The sequence below is a fragment of the Fodinicola feengrottensis genome (assembly GCF_039530045.1).
Taxonomy (GTDB): domain Bacteria; phylum Actinomycetota; class Actinomycetes; order Mycobacteriales; family HKI-0501; genus Fodinicola; species Fodinicola feengrottensis.
In genome coordinates this window covers 45,292-60,558 of record NZ_BAAANY010000020.1, presented here as the reverse complement: position 1 = coordinate 60,558, position 15,267 = coordinate 45,292, and the positions used below count along the sequence as shown (strand labels likewise).

Here is a 15,267-nt window from a genome sequence, read left to right as displayed (position 1 = left end):
GCGAGGCGCCTGCTTTCCAGAGGTGTCTCACCCACACGGTCCGTTGGCCTGAGAGGTTCCGGGGAGAATTGCTCCTTCGGCGCCCCGAACTGGCTGTTCGAGGACTCTCCCGCATGGGGTCGGCAACAAGCGCAACGCTACCAGCGCCACCTCGCCGTCGCGTGCTGGCCACACGCACGTCACATGCTCACCGTCGCGAACGTCAGTAAGCCCCGCGCCCGGCTAGCCGATGCGGCGGGCGCGCCGCGCCGAAAGCTCATCAGGCACAGCGGGCTCGACCTCGACGCCGCCGTCGGCGCGTTCGCCGGGCAGGTGGGCGAGCTCGCCCTCGACTTCGCGGAAGGCGCCGGAGACGGCGATGCCGAAGACGCCTTGGCCGCCCTGCAGGAGGTCGACGACCTCTTCGGGTGAGCGGCACTCGTACACGGTGGTGCCGTCCGAGATCAGGGTGATCTTGGCGAGGTCACCGGTTCCGCGCGAGCGCAGCTGGTCGACCGCGAGCCGAATGTTCTGCAACGAGACGCCGGCGTCCAGGAGGCGCTTGACGATCTTGAGGACCAGGATGTCTCGGAAGCCGTACAAACGCTGGGATCCAGAGCCGGCGGCCGATCGGATGCTCGGCTGCACCAAGCCGGTGCGGGCCCAGTAGTCGAGCTGTCGGTACGTGATGTGGGCGGCCGAGCAGGCGGTCGGGCCGCGATAGCCGATCTGCTCCTTGTCGGAGGTGTCGGCGGGCTCCGCGACGAACAGCACCCCTTGCCCGTCATCTACCGGGCCGGCGCTGACCGGCACTGGTCCGGAAGTCCATCCCGGGCGGGCGTCTGACGGTCGATCCGATCCGCCCGTGCTGCCCTGCTCGTCCACTGACGACCTCCGCTGGTGGGACCGTGCCTTGCCCCGAGCCAATCCCGGAGCGAAGCGCCCGAAGTGCCGAAGCTCTTCGACTCCCCTGACCGTATGAGGCGGGACACGCCGGGTCAACGCACGGCCTCGGCGTGTCGAAGTCTCTACCTCAACTTCACCCTGAATCTCGTCCAGGGTGACCGATTAGCGGCTTTTGAGACTACGCCCTATGAGCCGGCGAAGTCATCCGGGGAGATGTTGTCCAGGAACTCCCGGAACTTCTCCACCTCGTCCTCCTGCTCATCCGGGATGATGATCCCGGCCGAGTCCAGCACCTCGGCGGCACACGAGATCGGCGCGCTGACCCGCAGCGCCAGCGCGATCGCATCCGAGGGCCGCGCGCTCACCCGGATGTTGTCGCGCAACACCAGGTCCGCGTAGAAGATGTTCTCCTTGACCTCGGTGATCTCCACCCGCTGCAGCGGCGAGTCCAGGGCCACCAGGACATCGCGCAACAGGTCGTGGGTCAGCGGTCGGGAGAGCTTGACGCCCTGCTGTTCGAAGGCGATCGCGGTGGCTTCCACGGCGCCGATCCAAATCGGCAGATACCGCTCGCCACTGGTCTCCTTGAGCAGCAGAATCGGCGTGTTGTTCGGAAGTTCCACCCGCACGCCGACTACGTGCAACTCGTTCACCAGTCGCCTCCGTCTGACGCGTACGGCCGCAGGCCTTCTTGGGCACACCGATCGTCGGCGGCCATCATCATGCTGCCATCTTCGAACCTACACGCCTGTGGCACCGATGCGTACCGTAACCACGTGTTGGCCGCGGCGGAATGCGCGAGGCCCGCCGCAGCCGCGGCACTGTGCAGAGATTTTGCTTTGTCCACGGTGACAAATCTGCTCATCGGGTCAGGGTCCGAAGGTCGCCCTGAGTGCGGTCTGGACCAACGCCGCGTGCAGTCGGATGGACAGCGCCGCAAGCTCGCGAAGAGTCTCTTCGGCCCGCCCTCGGGACTCGGCGCCACGCTGCTGGCCCATCGGCCTGACGACCTGTTCGAACAGGCCCACCTCGCGTTGCGCCGAGGTGGCGAACGCTCGCAGGTGCCGGGGCTCCAGGCCGTACCCGGTCATCTCCACGATCGTCCGGGCGATCATCAGGGTGTCGTCGTCGTAGTAGCCGTTGCGGACCGAGATCAGCCCGAACTGCTCCAACTCCTTGAGCATCTCCTCGGACAGCCCAGCGGCTTCCCGCAGCTCGGTACGCGACATCCGCAGCTCCCCAGGTGCGGCCGACCAGGCCTGATCGTCCCGGTCCCGGCCGGGGTCCGGCTCCCGGGTCGGGCCGGCCGGCCTCGCCATCTGGTCGACCGCCGACAACGCGCGCGGCACCCGCAGCACCGGCGTGCCGGGGCCTGGCCCAGCCGGCTGCTCGCCGCGGTCGAGGGCGTCCAACTGTTCGCGGATCACCTTCAGCGGCATGTAGTAGTCGCGCTGGGCCAGCAACACGTACCGCAGCCGCGCGAGGTCGGCGTGCGTGTACTTCCGGTAGCCGGCGGCCGTACGCTCCGGCTCGACCAGCCCCTCGGACTCCAGGTAACGCAGCTTGGAGATGGTGATGTCGGGGAACTCCGAGCGAAGCCGTTCCAGCACCTCGCCGATGCTCATCGACGGCCGGGGCTGGTCCGCTGACGCGGCTGACGCAGCGGCCCCGGGCCGGTTCATTAGCCGATCCCCTCCGTCGCCCCGCTCGCCGGTCCGAGCAGGAAGATCAGCCGGAACTTGCCGATCTGCACCTCGTCGGAGTTGGCCAGGGTGGCCTGCTCGACCCGCTCACGGTTCACGTACGTCCCGTTCAGACTGCCCACGTCGCGGACGCTGAAAGTGCCCTGCTCGCGCCGGAACTCGGCGTGCCGCCGGGACACCGTCACGTCATCCAGGAAGATGTCGCTCTCCGGATGCCGGCCGGCGGTGGTGACGTCGGTGTCCAAAAGGAAGCGGCTGCCCGCGTTCGGGCCGCGGCGCACGACCAGCAGAGCCGATCCGGGCGGCAACTGCTCGGCGAGCCGGGCGCCCAGGTCACCGGTCGACTCGACCGCTTCGGCGTCCGGCACATCCTCGATGGCGCCGAAAATCTGGGTCGAGGAAAGGTCGCGCTCGGCACGATCGCTCATCGGGTCACCAGGCCCATCTTGTCGCTTGCCACGATCGCCCTCACGGTCACCGGGCCCCTCTTCCTGCTTGTCGTCATCGCTCATCGGGTCACCAACCCTGCGGTCGGTGCCAAGCGTCCCGCGGAGCCGACTGAGCGGTGCCCGTCAAGACGATCGCCTCCCCGATTCGAGCGTCGGTCGTGTTTCCAGAATTCCACAGCTGCGATTTCGCAGTTATACCGCGTTATGCCAGTGGCCGGGGACCACGCAGCGCGGTCGGCCCGACCGGCACCGAGCGTAGCCATCGCCCCGATCGGGGTTCAACGCAGGGATCACTTTGACTCGATGAGCTGCTGGTACGCGGCCGCGTCCAGCAGGCTGTCACCGGCGGCCGGATCGGACGGGGTGATCTGCAGGATCCAGCCCTGCCCGTATGGGTCGGTGTTGATCAGTTCCGGCTGCTCGTCAAGTGCGTCGTTGCGAGCCGCCACAGTGCCGGCGATCGGCGCGTACAGCTCCGACACGCTCTTGGTGGACTCGATCTCGCCGATCGAGTCACCGGCCTGCACAGTCGCGCCGACCTCGGGCAGCTGCACGAAGACGATGTCACCCAGCGAATCCTGCGCGTACGCGGTGATGCCGACCTTCCAGTCGGCGCTCGCCGCCACCCACTCGTGCTCGGACGTATACCGCAGTTCTTCCGGCGTGTCAGCGGACGTGCTCACCGCGCTCCCCTCAGCGATCCATCAGTCAAGTCACATCAAGTTCAGTCGTACCGGCACCATCACCCAGTCATGCCGCCGACTTGTGCCGCCGACCTATGACGTTGGGCGAGCGTACTGAGGGCTGGTGGCGGGCCGCAACGCGGAGACGGTAACCGACCCGCGCTGCTCGATGGCGATCTTCGCACCCTGCTGGGTCACCGTGTCGACCACCCCACCGGGGATCCGCAGGGCCGCGTCCAGGGTGGCCGAGTCGCCGATCACCAGCAGTTGGTACGGCGCGGACAGGGTCTTTCCGGACACGTTGATGGTGCCCTGGCCGTTCAGGAAGTACGTCGACACCACGATCCGTACGGACTGGCCTCCGGTGCCGTTGATCTGCATTGCCTCAGCCCCGGCGCCGCGCAGCTCTTCGACCGCGTCTAGGACCACCTCGGCGGACAGTAGGCCGCGCGGATCGGTGATGGTGATGAGCAGGCCAGGGCCGGTGGCCGGGACGGTTCCGGCCAGCAGGCCCAGGGTCTGGGTGCGCCGGCGGGCCTCGGCCAGCGCCGCGTCGCTGCCGGCCGTGCCGGACGACAGCTGCGTACGGGTGGTCTGCAGTTGTCCGATCTCGCCACGCAGCCGGTCCTGCTGGGCGTCCAGGTCGTCCAGGATCCGCACCAGGTCCTCCTGGCGGGCGGCCGGCAGCGCGGTGTTGGTCTCGGTGCTGTGGGCCTGTACGACGATGCCGAAGCCGAGCAAGGCGGCCAGCACGCCGATGACGGCACCCGCGCGTGATCGCCGCAACCGGCTGAGCCGCTCTCTCGCGGACGCGGGCGCGCCGGCCCGCTTGGGCGCGTCCAACAGCTCGGTCGGCTCGTCGGTAGGCGCCACTGTCTGCGTACTGGCCGCCGGCTGGGATTCCTCTTTCGCAGGCTCTGCGGCTGTTTCGGTGGCTGTTTGCGCAGCGTCGACAGGCAGCGCGATCCGCTCGGTGAGATCGCTGTCGGTCGTCGTACGCTCCGCGGTGCTCGCCGGCGAGACCGGGGCGGCCGTAGGCCTGGCCGGTGACACCTGCGCCGCGGCCGGCAGGTCGATGCGCTCGGTCAGGTCTGGATCGACGGATTCCCGCGGCAGCTCCGGCCGTGCCTCGTGATAGCCGCTGAGATGGCTGCTGGTGGGCAGGTCGATCCGCATGGTGGGTTCGTCGGGCGCGACGGGCTTGTCGGGGACAGCGGTCCCGTCTGCTTTCCCGGGCTCTGGGGTGCCGGATGCGGGGTCGGTCATCGTCGCGGTGTCCTCACGCCCGGAACAGGTGCCGGCGGATCGCCGCCGCGTTGCCGAAGATGCGGATCCCCAGCACGACCACCACGCCAGTGGAGAGCTGGCCGCCCACCCCGAGCTTGTCGCCGAGGTAGACGATGAGCGCCGCGACCAGCACATTCGACACGAAGGACACCACGAAGACCTTGTCGTCGAAGATGCCGTCCAGCCGGGCCCGGATGCCGCCGAAGACCGCGTCCAGCGCGGCCACCACCGCGATCGGCAAGTACGGCTGGAGCGGCGCCGGCACGGTGGGATGCAGAACCACCCCGAGCACGATGCCGATCACCAGACCAATCGCGGCAATCACCTGTCGCCACCTCCTGACCGGGAGCCTACGGGCTTGCTCGGATGCGGCTTCGGAGTCCCAGTGGTCTCACTGGTACCAGACCCGGAGCTGGCGTCGCTGGGTTGAGGGCTCGCTGGCCCGCTCAGGGTGCTGCCCGGCGGCTTGGCGAACCGCAGGTTCGGGGTGGCGGCGGCCGGCAGCGCCATCGAATCCGCCGCGGTGATCGTCAGCTTGATGCCGTAGTCCTTGTTGTACGCCCGCAGCTGCACCGCCGACAGGCTCTGCGCGTACGCCGTCGGCAGTGCTTTCGGGTCACCGATGGCCTTCACCTCGTACGGACTGCTGACCGGCTCGAAGTCGACCAGGATCGCGCCGCCCGCGGATCGGATGGTGGACAACGGCGACAGTCGCTCCCCGTTCACCGAGATCGCTTCGGCTCCGAGTGCCCAGAGCGCGTTTACCACGCCCTGCAGGTCGGTGTCCTGCACCCGCCACAGCGTCGGCGCGCCAGGCGTCGGGTTCTTCGGTGTCGGGCCGTCGGCGACGCTGACGATCACGCCCGGCCCCGTCGCGGCGGCCAGGCCGGTCGTCAACTCGAGCTGTTTGAGCCGCGCGGCCACCGCGGCGCCCGTGTTGTCGGTGGACAGCCGGGAGCTGCGGTCCGCGCTGACCTGCTGGCGCAACGCCTGGGCCTGCCGGTCGAGCTGCTGGGTGGAGGCGGTGCCCTGGCGGATGTCGCTGAGCAGGCCCTGTCGCGTACGAGTCGTCTGCGGCGCGTTCGCCACCGTCTCGTTGTACGCGGTGACCAGCACCAACCCGACGACGATCGCGGCCAGCACGCTGGCCGCCCGGCGCCGGTTGAGCTGCGCACCAGTCGGTGGGCCTACCTCGGCGCGACGCCTCGCGGCCGCCGAATAGCCGCCGTCGAGGTGGTTGTTGAGCAGGTCGGTGAGCATCGCGGCGCCCGGCGAGAAACGCTCCCGCGTCCACGGCCACTTCCGCCGCGGGTTCCCGGTCGGCCCCGCCATCACCCGTGCACCCTCCTGGCCTGCCGGACCACCGTCACCGTCTGCACCACGTAGAGGCCGAAAGCCCAGTAGTAGAGGCACGCCCCCCAGATCGTGAACGCCCACGCTATCGGGCCGGCCACCGCGCCGGCGGCACCAGGCTGGGCGGACAACAGCAGCAGCGGGAAGCCGTACATCAGCACGAAGGTGGCGGCCTTGCCGAGGAAGTGCACCGGCAGCACGCCGTACCCATGGTGGCGCAGCACCGGCAGCAGCGGGAAGAGCAGTCCCTCCCGGGCCACCAGCAGGATCGCCAGCCAGAGCGGGATGATCTCCCGGTAGGTGAGCGCGAACACCGTGGAGATGATGTAGAGCGCGTCCGCCAGCGGATCGAGGAGCTGCCCGATCCGGCTGACCTGGTTCCACTTCCTGGCCAGATAGCCGTCCAGATAGTCCGAGATCCCGCTCGCCACCAGGACGCCAATAGCAATCAGGTCCGTCACCTGATGCTCGCTGGGAACCAGCACCAGATAGAGGAAAACGGGGATGCCGAGCAGCCGGATGAAACTAAGCAGGTTGGGCACGGTGAAGACCGAGTTGCCGACCACGTGCCCAGCCTACCGCCGGCACCGGCGCGGTCCCCGCCGCAGGGCGCCTACGGTGGGCGAATGCGCCTGACCGCCGCCGAGTCCCGGCACCGCTTCACCGCCGCGAGGGTCGCCAGGCTGGCCACTGTCGACGCCGGCGGGCGGCCGTTGGTCGTACCAGTGACGTTCGCGGTCTCCCCCACTGACCTCATTTATGTGACGGTCGATCACAAGCCCAAGTCGACTCGTTCGCTGCGCCGGCTGGCCAACATCGCCGCCAATGATCAGGTGTCTTTCCTGGTGGACGTGTACGAGGACGACTGGACTCGACTGTGGTGGGCGCGGGCCGACTGTCGTGCGGTCGTACGGGATGAGGTCGCCGCCGACGTCCTGGCGCTCCTGCAGGCGAAGTACGAGCAGTACGTGGAGCACCCGCCGGCCGGACCGCTGATCGCCGCTCAGGTGCGGACCTGGAGCGGTTGGTCGTACGCCCCGGCGTGAGGTGCGTAACCCTGCCGAAACGACCTGGTGATAGGACTGTTCAGTGCATTTGAGCCCGCAGGAGCGCGACAAGCTGCTCATTCACCTGGCCGCGGACGTGGCCAGGAAGCGGTACGAGCGTGGGCTGACGCTGAACTACCCGGAAGCCGTGGCGCTCATCACCGATCACGTGCTGGAGGGCGCCCGGGATGGCCGTACGGTCGTCGAGCTGGTGGAGTCCGGCCGGACCGTGCTGAGTAGGCGCGAGGTCATGGACGGGGTTCCGGAGATGATCGACGCGGTGCAGGTGGAGGCGACGTTCGTGGACGGGACGAAGCTGGTGACCGTGCACAACCCGATCCCGTGATCCCCGGCGAGGTCCTGACCGGCGAGGCGCCGGTCGAGCTGAACCCGGGCCGGCAGCGGGTGACGCTCGAGGTGGTGAACCGCGGCGACCGGCCGGTGCAGGTCGGGTCGCACTTTCACTTCGCGGTGACCAACAGCGCGCTGGATTTCGACCGTGAAGCGGCCTGGGGGCATCGGCTGGATGTGCCGGCCGGCACGTCCGTACGGTTCGAGCCGGGCATCGAACGTGAGGTACGGCTCGTACCGTTCACCGGTGCGCGTCAGGTGCCCGGGCTGCAAGTAAACGCGATAGCCGACCTGGACGAGGGCCGATGACGATCAGCCGGGACCGCTATGCCGAGCTGTTCGGGCCGACCACCGGAGACCGCATCCGGCTGGCCGACACGAACCTGCTGATCGAGGTCACCCGGGACGCGAGCCAGGGCCTGGCCGGGTCCGGCGACGAGGTGCTGTTCGGAGGCGGCAAGGTGATCCGCGAGTCGATGGGCCAGGGCCTGGCGACCCGCGCCGAGGGCGCGCCTGACCTGGTGATCACTGGTGCGGTCATCCTCGATCATTGGGGCGTGGTGAAGGCCGACATCGGGGTAAGGGACGGCCGGATCGTCGGGATCGGGAAGGCCGGGAACCCGGACATCATGGACGGCGTCGATCCGGCGTTGGTGATCGGTCCGAGCACCGAAGTGCTGGCTGGCAACGGAAAGATCCTCACCGCCGGCGGCATCGACTGCCACGTGCACTTCATTTGTCCGCAGCTGACCGACACCGCGCTGGCCGCCGGCCTGACGACGCTGATCGGCGGCGGCACCGGGCCGGCGGAGGGTACGAAGGCGACCACTGTCACGCCGGGCGCGTGGAACTTGCGCCGGATGCTGGCCGCGATGGACGACCAGCCGGTCAATGTCCTGTTGCTGGGCAAGGGAAACACCGTCCGCAAGGACGCTTTGCGGGAGCAGTTGCGGGCCGGTGCCGGCGGTTTCAAGCTGCACGAGGACTGGGGCACCACGCCGGCCGCGATCGACGCCTGTCTGACGGTGGCGGACGAGTCGGGCGTACAGGTCGCCATCCACACCGACACCTTGAACGAGGCCGGTTTCGTCGAGTCCACTGTGGACGCGATCGGCGGCCGGTCCATCAACGCGTACCACACCGAAGGCGCCGGCGGCGGGCACGCGCCGGACATCATTTCGGTGGTGTCACTGCCAAATATCCTGCCGTCGTCGACGAACCCGACCCGGCCGCACACGGTGAACACGATCGACGAACATCTGGACATGCTGATCGTCTGCCACCATCTGAACCCGTCGGTTCCAGAGGACCTGGCCTTCGCCGAGAGCCGGATCCGGCCGACCACCATCGCGGCCGAGGACATCCTGCACGACCTCGGCGCGATCTCCATGATCAGTTCGGATTCACAGGCGATGGGCCGGATCGGTGAGGTGATCATTCGTACGTGGCAGACCGCGCACGCGATGAAACGCCGTCGCGGGTCGTTGCCGGGCGATGGCGCGGCCGACAATCTGCGGGCTCGTCGCTATGTCGCCAAATACACCATCAACCCGGCGATCGCGCACGGCATCGACGCCGAGATCGGGTCCGTTGAGGTCGGCAAGCTCGCCGACCTCGTCCTGTGGGAGCCGAAGTTCTTTGGCATCCGGCCGCACGTGGTCCTCAAAGGCGGCTTCATCGCGTACGCGGCCATGGGCGACGCGAACGCCTCCATTCCGACTCCGCAGCCGGTCTTCGCTCGCCCGATGTACGGTGCTGCACCAAAAGTCGCGGCCGCGAGCAGCCTGCACTTCGTCGCGCCGGAGGCGGTCGAGGCGAAGGTGGCCGAGCGGTACGAACTCGCCAGCCCGGTGGTCGCGGTGGCGAACACCAGGGCCTGCGGCAAGGCGGACATGGTGCTCAACGACGCCCGCCCGGACGTACGCGTGGACCCGGACAGTTTCGCCGTCCACATCGACGGCGAGCTGGTGGAGCCGATGCCGGCCGACGAGCTGCCGATGGCGCAGCGCTACTTCCTGTTCTGAGTGTCCACAATGGACGTGACCGCGCTTGTGCTGGCCGACTCCCGCTTTCCGGGTGGCGGACACGTCCATTCCGGCGGCCTGGAAGAAGCGGCCGCCCGAGGATTGGTTCGTACGGTCGAAGACCTTGCCGGATTTCTGACCGGCCGGCTGGCCACCGCGGGTGCGCTGGCTGCGACTTTCGCCGCGGTGGCAACATCCGACGCCTTGTCCACAGTGGACAGATGGCTGGAACTCGACGGCGAGTACGATGCGCGTACGCCATCACCGGCCCAGCGGGCCGCTTCCAGAGCGCAGGGCCGTGCGACCGTACGCGCCGGCCGGGCCGGTTGGCCGTCGCCGATCCTGGAGGCACTGTTGGCCGCGACCCCCGAACCACATCACCCGATCGTGCTGGGCGCGCTGGCTGGGATCGCCGGCGCCGAGCCACAAGACGCCGCCCTCGCGGCCGCTTACCTGGCGGTCAGCGGGCCGGCCAGCGCGGCCGTACGACTGCTTGGCCTGGATCCGTTCGCGGTCAACGCGACGGTGGTCGCGCTTTCCCCACGCATCCAGGAAATCGCGGTGACTGCGGCCAAAAACCGGACCATGGCGCCCGGCGACCTGCCGGCTCCGGGCGGGCCCGGCCTCGACCTGCTGGCCGAGGCCCAGCACCGGCATCACCGCGCGGAGGTGCGTCTTTTTGCCAGCTGACCACACCCATCCGATCAACTTCGACCCCACGGTGGCCGATCACGACCATCACGACGCCAGCCCGACGGGAGGCCGCGCCTACCGGATCGGCATCGGCGGCCCGGTAGGCAGCGGCAAGACCGCGCTGGTGGCGGCGCTCTGCCGGGCGCTCGGCGACTCGGTGGAACTCGCCGTGGTGACGAACGACATCTACACGACTGAGGACGCGGATTTTCTGCGCCGGGCCGGCGTTCTGGAGGTGGACCGGATCGAGGCCGTGCAGACCGGCTGCTGTCCGCACACGGCGATCAGGGACGACATCACCGCGAACCTGGACGCGGTGGACCGGCTCGAGCGACATTTCCCGGGCCTGCGGCTGATCCTGATCGAGAGCGGCGGCGACAACCTGACGGCGGTGTTCAGCCGGGGGCTGGTGGACAGCCAGATCTTCGTCGTCGACGTGGCCGGCGGTGACAAGGTGCCACGCAAGGGTGGCCCGGGCGTGACCACCGCGGATCTGTTGGTCATCAACAAAACCGACCTCGCGCCGCTGGTCGGAGCGGACCTGGACGTGATGACTTCGGACGCCCATCGGATGCGCGGCGAGCTCCCGGTGATCGCGCAGTCGCTCGTACGCACCCCTGGGGCCGACGACGTGTATGCATGGGTCAGCGGGCAACTGGCGGTCCGAAGAGGGTGAAGGCCGAGGCGTACGTGCACGCGGAGCTGGATGCTTCCGGTCGTACGATCCTGCGCACCCTGCGGTCGGCCGCCCCGATCACGCTGCTCCCCCGCCGCCGGCCGGAATCTGGAGCGGCCGTCGTCCATCTGGTCGGTTCCGGCGCCGCACCGCTGGGCGGCGACGACCTGACCGTGACTGTGCGGGTCGGGCCCGGCGCCCGGCTACGGATACGTGGGGTGGCGGCAAGCGTCGCGTTGCCTGGGCAGCACGCAGGGTGCAGCCGTACGAGGCTCCGCCTGCAGGTCGAAGCCGGCGGCGAGCTCGACTATCAGCCGGAACCGACCGTGGTGACGGCTCGGGCGCACCACCAGGCCGAGGTTGTCGCCGACCTGGCCGGGGACGCCCGGCTGCGGCTCGCGGACACGGTGGTGCTGGGCCGCGCCGGCGAGGCCTCCGGCCGCCTCGACACCAGCCTCCGGGTCCGTCGGGACGGCCAGCCGATGCTGCATCAGGAGATCGCGCTCGGCGATCCGGTCTTGGACGCGAGCGTGGCCGTCGTCGCCGGCCGCCGGGTGCTGGTCACCGAGTTTCGCTGTGGAGAAAACGATCCGGTCGAGGCGGTGTCTGGCGACTGGTGGTCGCTGGTACCCCTGGCGGCCGGCGGTTCGCTGCTCACTGTCCTCGCGCCGGACGCCATCACCGCCGCGCGCTGCGCGAATGAGGCTCGTCAGTCGACCTGAAAGACCTCGTACCCGGGCCGAAGGTGGGAAGGCCAGCTGACGACCACAGGTCATCGACGAGCGCGGCTCGCAGGTTGTCCGCCGCATCGGTGTCCATCACTCTGAGTTTAGGTGACGGGGTCGGTCCGGATGGCGGCTCATCCGTTGACAACGGCACTCGGGTTTCCATACGCTTAACACGTTGGTTAAGTGAAGGGGCTTGCGATGGCTGGCACCGATCAGCTCAGTGCGGTGTTCTCGGCGCTGTCCGACCCGACTCGACGGGCGATCATCGCCGAGTTGGCCGCACGCGACGCCACGGTCACCGAGCTCACCGCTCCTCTGTCGATCTCGATGCCGGCGGTGTCACGGCACCTGAAAGTGCTCGAGCGCGCCGCGCTCATCTCGCGTTCGCGGTCGGGCAAGTGGCGCGCGAGCCGCCTCGAGGCTGCCCCGCTACGCGAGGCGGCCGACTGGATCGAGCGCTACCGGCGGTTCTGGGACTCGTCCCTCACCCGCCTCGATGCCCACCTCGCTGCGGTGCAGGCCGCCGCACGGGCAACGGACCGGCTGGTCGACGACCCCAGGGAGCACGAATGAAACGGAAACTCCGCAGCTCGTCATCTCGCGTGTGTTCGACGCGCCGCGGGAACTCGTCTACCGAGCCTTCACCGACCCCGACCACTTGGCGGCGTGGTGGGGCCCGATCGGCAACTCACTGCCGCGCGACGAGATCGAGTTCGACGTACGCCCCGGTGGCTTCCAACGGTGGACGGAGGTCAACGCGGCCCAACCCGAGCTTCGCGTGCACATCCACGTCGACCTCACCGACGTCGCCGACGGCGAACTACTCGAAGGCGTCATGCACGTCAAGGGCCGGCTCCAGGAGGGCGTCGAGCCGTTCGAGACGAGACTGCGGGTCGAGTTCCACGACGAGGCAGACGGACGGACGCGACTGGAGATCCGCCAGTGGCTCCCCGAACATCTGGCGCGCCCCAGCGAGGAGGGCTGGCGCCAGGCGTTCACCAAGCTGGACGCCAGGCTGTTACTGCTAATCATCGAGAGGTAGAGGCATGGCAAAGCTGATTTACGCGACGAATGTGTCGCTTGACGGCTACATCGAGGACGAACGCGGCGCGTTCGACTGGTTCCCCATGGACGACGAGGTATTCGCGTTCCACACCGACCTCCTGCGGTCCGTGGGCACGTTTCTCTACGGGCGGCGCCTGTACGAGGCAATGGCCGTCTGGGAGACCGACGCCGCGCTGGCCGCGCAGTCCGACCTCATGGCCGACTTCTCGAGTGCCTGGCAGGCGGCGAGCAAGGTCGTGTTCTCCACGAGGCTCGCCGAGGTGTCAACAGCCGACACCCGAATCGAACGCCGTTTCGACCCCGCCGCGGTGGCTGAGCTGAAGGCCACGGCCAGCAGCGATCTCACCATCGGAGGTGCCGACCTCGCGACGCAGGCTTTCAAGGCCGGGCTGGTCGACGAGTGCCAGCTGTTCGTTTTGCCTGTTGTCGTCGGCGGCGGCAAGCCAGGGCTGCCGACCGGCATGCGCACCGACTTTGAGCTCCTCGATGAGCGCCGATTCCGAAACGGTGTCGTACACCTGCGCTACCGCACTCTCGGGCAGTGAACGACAGCCTCGTCCGATCGCCGGCGCTTGCATGACAGGCGGAGCGCTGAGGTCAGTGCGAATGGATCCGCGCATGAGCCTCTTCGAGAGAAGATCCCGCGAGGAGCGCCGCGACTCCGCCGGCGAAGTTGGCGCACTCGAGGACGTCCGTGTGCGGGCAGGCCAACCCGTGGGCGATCGCCGTACGGGCCACCTGAGCCTGGGCGATCCGTTGATCCAGCTCGCCGAGCTTGCGCTCGTACAGCTCCCGCCAACCCTCGCCGACCAGTGAGCGAGACGCGATGAACCCCTCGATTTCCCGCAAGGTGAAGCCGACATTGCGGAGCGCCAAAACCACCCTGACCAGCCCCACCGCCGATGACGGATAACGGCGTTGGCCCGAGACCCGGGCCGGCGCCGGCAACAGGCCCAGCTCCTCCCAATAGCGCAGAGCGGACGTGGCGACGCCGGTACGGCGCGCCAGCTCACCGATCGTCAGCTGGTCACTCATTGACTTCAAGCGTACTTGAAGTCCTTGACTGGCGATCATGCCAACCACAAGGACAGCTCTGAAGCAACGCGCGATCAGATATTTGGTACGCCAGGCCCATCATCCCCGGGGCATCGTCGGGTGGGCGAACGGCTGGATGTTCGCTCTTCGCCCCTCCAACCGGCGACGCAACCTCTGGGCGGTGTCGTTGCTGGACGTACGGCCGACCGACCGGGTCCTTGAAATCGGCTTCGGTCCCGGCATCGCCATCGCCGCGTTCGCCGGCCGCGCCACCGAAGGTCACGTTTTCGGCATCGACCACTCGCAAGCCATGGTTCGGCACGCCGGCCGGCGCAACTCCGCCGCCCTACGCGCCAACCGCGTACACCTCACGCAAGCCTCCGTGGAGCAGGTGCCGGCCTTCAGCGATCCGCTCGATGTCATCCTCGCCGTCAACTCCGTCGGATTCTGGCCCGACCCGGTGGAGCGACTTCGCGAGCTGCGCCGGCTGCTCCGACCGGGCGGACGGATCGCGCTCGTCAGCCAGCCTCGCTGTCCCGGCGCCACCCGCGACGCCACAGTCCGAGCCAGCCAGGAGCTTCAGAACCTGCTCACCCAGGCTGGTTTCACCCACCTCCGGGTCGAAACGCTTGACCTCAACCCGCCGGTCGCGTGCGTACTCGCCACCAACCCGGCTCCTTAAGATCATCGACGACGTTGCCGGACAGCCGAGTCGGCCTCCTCGAACGACAGGAGCAGTCGGCGAAGCATGTCGGCGAAGGCCGTCTGTTCGTCGTCCGTGAGCGCGGCAAGCATCCGCTTCTCGTTGGCCACATGCCTCGGCGCGACCTCATCCACCAGCGCTTTTCCGGCCGGGCTCAGTCGTACGAGCAGGCTGCGCAGGTCGGTCTCGCTGGCCACCCGCTCGATCAGCCCGTCGTACTCGAGCCGCTGCAGCGTGTGCGTCACCGCTCCGGACGTACGCATCAGGGCGGCGCTCAGTTCCGAGGGCGTCAGCTCGTACGGGCTGCCGGCCCGGCGGACGCAGGCCAGCACGTCCCATGCCTGTCGGGTGAGGCCGTGCTGGGCAAACAGCTCTTCCATGCCGCGGTCGAAAAACTCCCGCACCCGTCCGACTCGGGCGATCACCGCCACCGGGCTGGTGTCCAGCTCCGGCCACTGCCGCGCCCACTGGGCCAGCACCCGGTCGACGTGATCGCTCTGGGCGAACGCGTTTTCTTCGCCAAACTGATTTGCCTGCACGTTAAAGTACTTTACGGTGCGACGAAGCCAAGAAAGCGCAGGAGTGT

Annotated in this window: 23 protein-coding genes and 1 riboswitch; of the genes, 11 read left to right on the top strand and 12 right to left on the bottom strand. The window is 68.4% G+C overall.

The features are described 5' to 3' along the window. Positions 1 to 26: 26 nt before the first annotated feature. Positions 27 to 122: riboswitch (glycine riboswitch) on the bottom strand. Positions 123 to 222: 100 nt separating this feature from the next. The 10 genes from ABD301_RS24385 to clsA all read right to left on the bottom strand — a co-directional run bounded on the left by ABD301_RS24385 (position 223) and on the right by clsA (position 6,926). Then, positions 223 to 792, bottom strand: a complete 570-nt coding sequence (locus ABD301_RS24385; RefSeq protein ID WP_425551974.1) for a MerR family transcriptional regulator — start codon at positions 790 to 792, stop codon at positions 223 to 225. Positions 793 to 1,070: 278 nt separating this feature from the next. Then, positions 1,071 to 1,538: a bifunctional nuclease family protein gene (locus ABD301_RS24380; RefSeq protein WP_163572882.1), complete on the bottom strand. Its 468-nt coding sequence runs from the start codon at positions 1,536 to 1,538 to the stop codon at positions 1,071 to 1,073. After that, positions 1,535 to 1,750 (bottom strand): hypothetical protein, encoded by a 216-nt coding sequence (locus ABD301_RS24375; protein ID WP_344312801.1) that lies wholly within the window; start codon positions 1,748 to 1,750, stop codon positions 1,535 to 1,537. Before ABD301_RS24375 ends, ABD301_RS24380 begins: the two co-directional genes overlap by 4 nt. Positions 1,751 to 1,754: 4 nt before the next feature. After that, positions 1,755 to 2,567 (bottom strand): transcriptional regulator FtsR, encoded by an 813-nt coding sequence (gene ftsR / locus ABD301_RS24370; RefSeq protein ID WP_344312800.1) that lies wholly within the window; start codon positions 2,565 to 2,567, stop codon positions 1,755 to 1,757. Next, on the bottom strand, positions 2,567 to 3,100 hold the full coding sequence (gene odhI, locus ABD301_RS24365; RefSeq protein WP_344312799.1) for an oxoglutarate dehydrogenase inhibitor Odhl: 534 nt from the start codon (positions 3,098 to 3,100) through the stop codon (positions 2,567 to 2,569). Before odhI ends, ftsR begins: the two co-directional genes overlap by 1 nt. Before the next feature lie 227 nt (positions 3,101 to 3,327). Beyond that, the gene (gene gcvH, locus ABD301_RS24360; RefSeq protein ID WP_163572881.1) at positions 3,328 to 3,720 is read right to left on the bottom strand and encodes a glycine cleavage system protein GcvH; all 393 of its coding nucleotides are present in this window, start codon (positions 3,718 to 3,720) and stop codon (positions 3,328 to 3,330) included. Positions 3,721 to 3,813: 93 nt separating this feature from the next. Further along, positions 3,814 to 4,986 (bottom strand): DUF881 domain-containing protein, encoded by a 1,173-nt coding sequence (locus tag ABD301_RS24355; protein WP_344312797.1) that lies wholly within the window; start codon positions 4,984 to 4,986, stop codon positions 3,814 to 3,816. Positions 4,987 to 4,999: 13 nt separating this feature from the next. Then, positions 5,000 to 5,332: a small basic family protein gene (locus tag ABD301_RS24350; protein WP_163572879.1), complete on the bottom strand. Its 333-nt coding sequence runs from the start codon at positions 5,330 to 5,332 to the stop codon at positions 5,000 to 5,002. After that, a complete protein-coding gene (locus tag ABD301_RS24345) occupies positions 5,329 to 6,339 on the bottom strand; it encodes a DUF881 domain-containing protein (RefSeq protein WP_344312796.1) in 1,011 nt (336 codons plus the stop codon). The genes ABD301_RS24350 and ABD301_RS24345 overlap by 4 nt, the downstream gene beginning before the upstream one ends. Then, the gene (gene clsA, locus ABD301_RS24340; RefSeq protein WP_344312794.1) at positions 6,339 to 6,926 is read right to left on the bottom strand and encodes a cardiolipin synthase ClsA; all 588 of its coding nucleotides are present in this window, start codon (positions 6,924 to 6,926) and stop codon (positions 6,339 to 6,341) included. The genes ABD301_RS24345 and clsA overlap by 1 nt, the downstream gene beginning before the upstream one ends. 60 nt (positions 6,927 to 6,986) lie before the next feature. Between clsA and ABD301_RS24335 the strand changes: the two genes are divergently transcribed. From ABD301_RS24335 to ABD301_RS24290, 10 genes are all read left to right on the top strand, one after another. Then, the gene (locus ABD301_RS24335; protein ID WP_344312793.1) at positions 6,987 to 7,406 is read left to right on the top strand and encodes a TIGR03668 family PPOX class F420-dependent oxidoreductase; all 420 of its coding nucleotides are present in this window, start codon (positions 6,987 to 6,989) and stop codon (positions 7,404 to 7,406) included. A 43-nt stretch (positions 7,407 to 7,449) separates the two neighbouring features. After that, positions 7,450 to 7,752 carry an urease subunit gamma gene (locus ABD301_RS24330; protein ID WP_344312792.1) on the top strand — a complete coding sequence of 101 codons (303 nt, stop codon included), beginning with the start codon at positions 7,450 to 7,452 and terminating at the stop codon, positions 7,750 to 7,752. Then, positions 7,749 to 8,066: an urease subunit beta gene (locus ABD301_RS24325; protein WP_344312791.1), complete on the top strand. Its 318-nt coding sequence runs from the start codon at positions 7,749 to 7,751 to the stop codon at positions 8,064 to 8,066. Before ABD301_RS24330 ends, ABD301_RS24325 begins: the two co-directional genes overlap by 4 nt. After that, a complete protein-coding gene (locus ABD301_RS24320) occupies positions 8,063 to 9,781 on the top strand; it encodes an urease subunit alpha (protein WP_344312790.1) in 1,719 nt (572 codons plus the stop codon). Before ABD301_RS24325 ends, ABD301_RS24320 begins: the two co-directional genes overlap by 4 nt. A gap of 15 nt (positions 9,782 to 9,796) precedes the next feature. Continuing rightward, on the top strand, positions 9,797 to 10,471 hold the full coding sequence (locus ABD301_RS24315) for an urease accessory protein UreF (RefSeq protein WP_344312789.1): 675 nt from the start codon (positions 9,797 to 9,799) through the stop codon (positions 10,469 to 10,471). After that, complete coding sequence (ureG, locus tag ABD301_RS24310; RefSeq protein WP_163572876.1) at positions 10,461 to 11,150, top strand: urease accessory protein UreG; 690 nt, start codon at positions 10,461 to 10,463, stop codon at positions 11,148 to 11,150. Before ABD301_RS24315 ends, ureG begins: the two co-directional genes overlap by 11 nt. Then, positions 11,114 to 11,872: an urease accessory protein UreD gene (locus tag ABD301_RS24305; protein ID WP_344312788.1), complete on the top strand. Its 759-nt coding sequence runs from the start codon at positions 11,114 to 11,116 to the stop codon at positions 11,870 to 11,872. The genes ureG and ABD301_RS24305 overlap by 37 nt, the downstream gene beginning before the upstream one ends. Before the next feature lie 204 nt (positions 11,873 to 12,076). Next, positions 12,077 to 12,451, top strand: a complete 375-nt coding sequence (locus ABD301_RS24300; RefSeq protein WP_344312787.1) for an ArsR/SmtB family transcription factor — start codon at positions 12,077 to 12,079, stop codon at positions 12,449 to 12,451. Positions 12,452 to 12,482: 31 nt separating this feature from the next. After that, entirely contained in the window at positions 12,483 to 12,920 is a 438-nt protein-coding gene (locus ABD301_RS24295) for an SRPBCC family protein (RefSeq protein WP_344312785.1), read from the top strand. A gap of 4 nt (positions 12,921 to 12,924) precedes the next feature. Next, a complete protein-coding gene (locus tag ABD301_RS24290) occupies positions 12,925 to 13,488 on the top strand; it encodes a dihydrofolate reductase family protein (protein ID WP_163572874.1) in 564 nt (187 codons plus the stop codon). A 52-nt stretch (positions 13,489 to 13,540) separates the two neighbouring features. Here the strand turns inward: ABD301_RS24290 and ABD301_RS24285 are convergent, their stop codons facing one another. After that, entirely contained in the window at positions 13,541 to 13,978 is a 438-nt protein-coding gene (locus ABD301_RS24285; protein ID WP_344312784.1) for a MerR family transcriptional regulator, read from the bottom strand. 37 nt (positions 13,979 to 14,015) lie between these two features. Here ABD301_RS24285 and ABD301_RS24280 point away from each other — a divergent pair, with 37 nt between their 5' ends. Continuing rightward, positions 14,016 to 14,660, top strand: coding sequence for a class I SAM-dependent methyltransferase (locus tag ABD301_RS24280; RefSeq protein ID WP_163572872.1), 645 nt, complete (start codon positions 14,016 to 14,018; stop codon positions 14,658 to 14,660). 2 nt (positions 14,661 to 14,662) lie between these two features. Here the strand turns inward: ABD301_RS24280 and ABD301_RS24275 are convergent, their stop codons facing one another. Beyond that, positions 14,663 to 15,220 (bottom strand): MarR family winged helix-turn-helix transcriptional regulator, encoded by a 558-nt coding sequence (locus tag ABD301_RS24275; protein ID WP_163572871.1) that lies wholly within the window; start codon positions 15,218 to 15,220, stop codon positions 14,663 to 14,665. Between the last annotated feature and the right edge of the window lie 47 nt (positions 15,221 to 15,267).

Bases quoted from the DNA above. Each gene is read 5' to 3' on its own strand.
- ftsR (WP_344312800.1), bottom strand. From the start codon at position 2,567: ATGAACCGGCCCGGGGCCGCTGCGTCAGCCGCGTCAGCGGACCAGCCC.
- ABD301_RS24375 (WP_344312801.1), bottom strand. From the start codon at position 1,750: ATGAGCAGATTTGTCACCGTGGACAAAGCAAAATCTCTGCACAGTGCC.
- ABD301_RS24305 (WP_344312788.1), top strand. From the start codon at position 11,114: ATGGGTCAGCGGGCAACTGGCGGTCCGAAGAGGGTGAAGGCCGAGGCG.
- ABD301_RS24280 (WP_163572872.1), top strand. From the start codon at position 14,016: ATGCCAACCACAAGGACAGCTCTGAAGCAACGCGCGATCAGATATTTG.
- ABD301_RS24290 (WP_163572874.1), top strand. From the start codon at position 12,925: ATGGCAAAGCTGATTTACGCGACGAATGTGTCGCTTGACGGCTACATC.
- ABD301_RS24300 (WP_344312787.1), top strand. From the start codon at position 12,077: ATGGCTGGCACCGATCAGCTCAGTGCGGTGTTCTCGGCGCTGTCCGAC.
- ABD301_RS24335 (WP_344312793.1), top strand. From the start codon at position 6,987: ATGCGCCTGACCGCCGCCGAGTCCCGGCACCGCTTCACCGCCGCGAGG.
- odhI (WP_344312799.1), bottom strand. From the start codon at position 3,100: ATGAGCGATGACGACAAGCAGGAAGAGGGGCCCGGTGACCGTGAGGGC.
- ABD301_RS24345 (WP_344312796.1), bottom strand. From the start codon at position 6,339: ATGGCGGGGCCGACCGGGAACCCGCGGCGGAAGTGGCCGTGGACGCGG.
- ABD301_RS24320 (WP_344312790.1), top strand. From the start codon at position 8,063: ATGACGATCAGCCGGGACCGCTATGCCGAGCTGTTCGGGCCGACCACC.
- ABD301_RS24355 (WP_344312797.1), bottom strand. From the start codon at position 4,986: ATGACCGACCCCGCATCCGGCACCCCAGAGCCCGGGAAAGCAGACGGG.
- ABD301_RS24285 (WP_344312784.1), bottom strand. From the start codon at position 13,978: ATGAGTGACCAGCTGACGATCGGTGAGCTGGCGCGCCGTACCGGCGTC.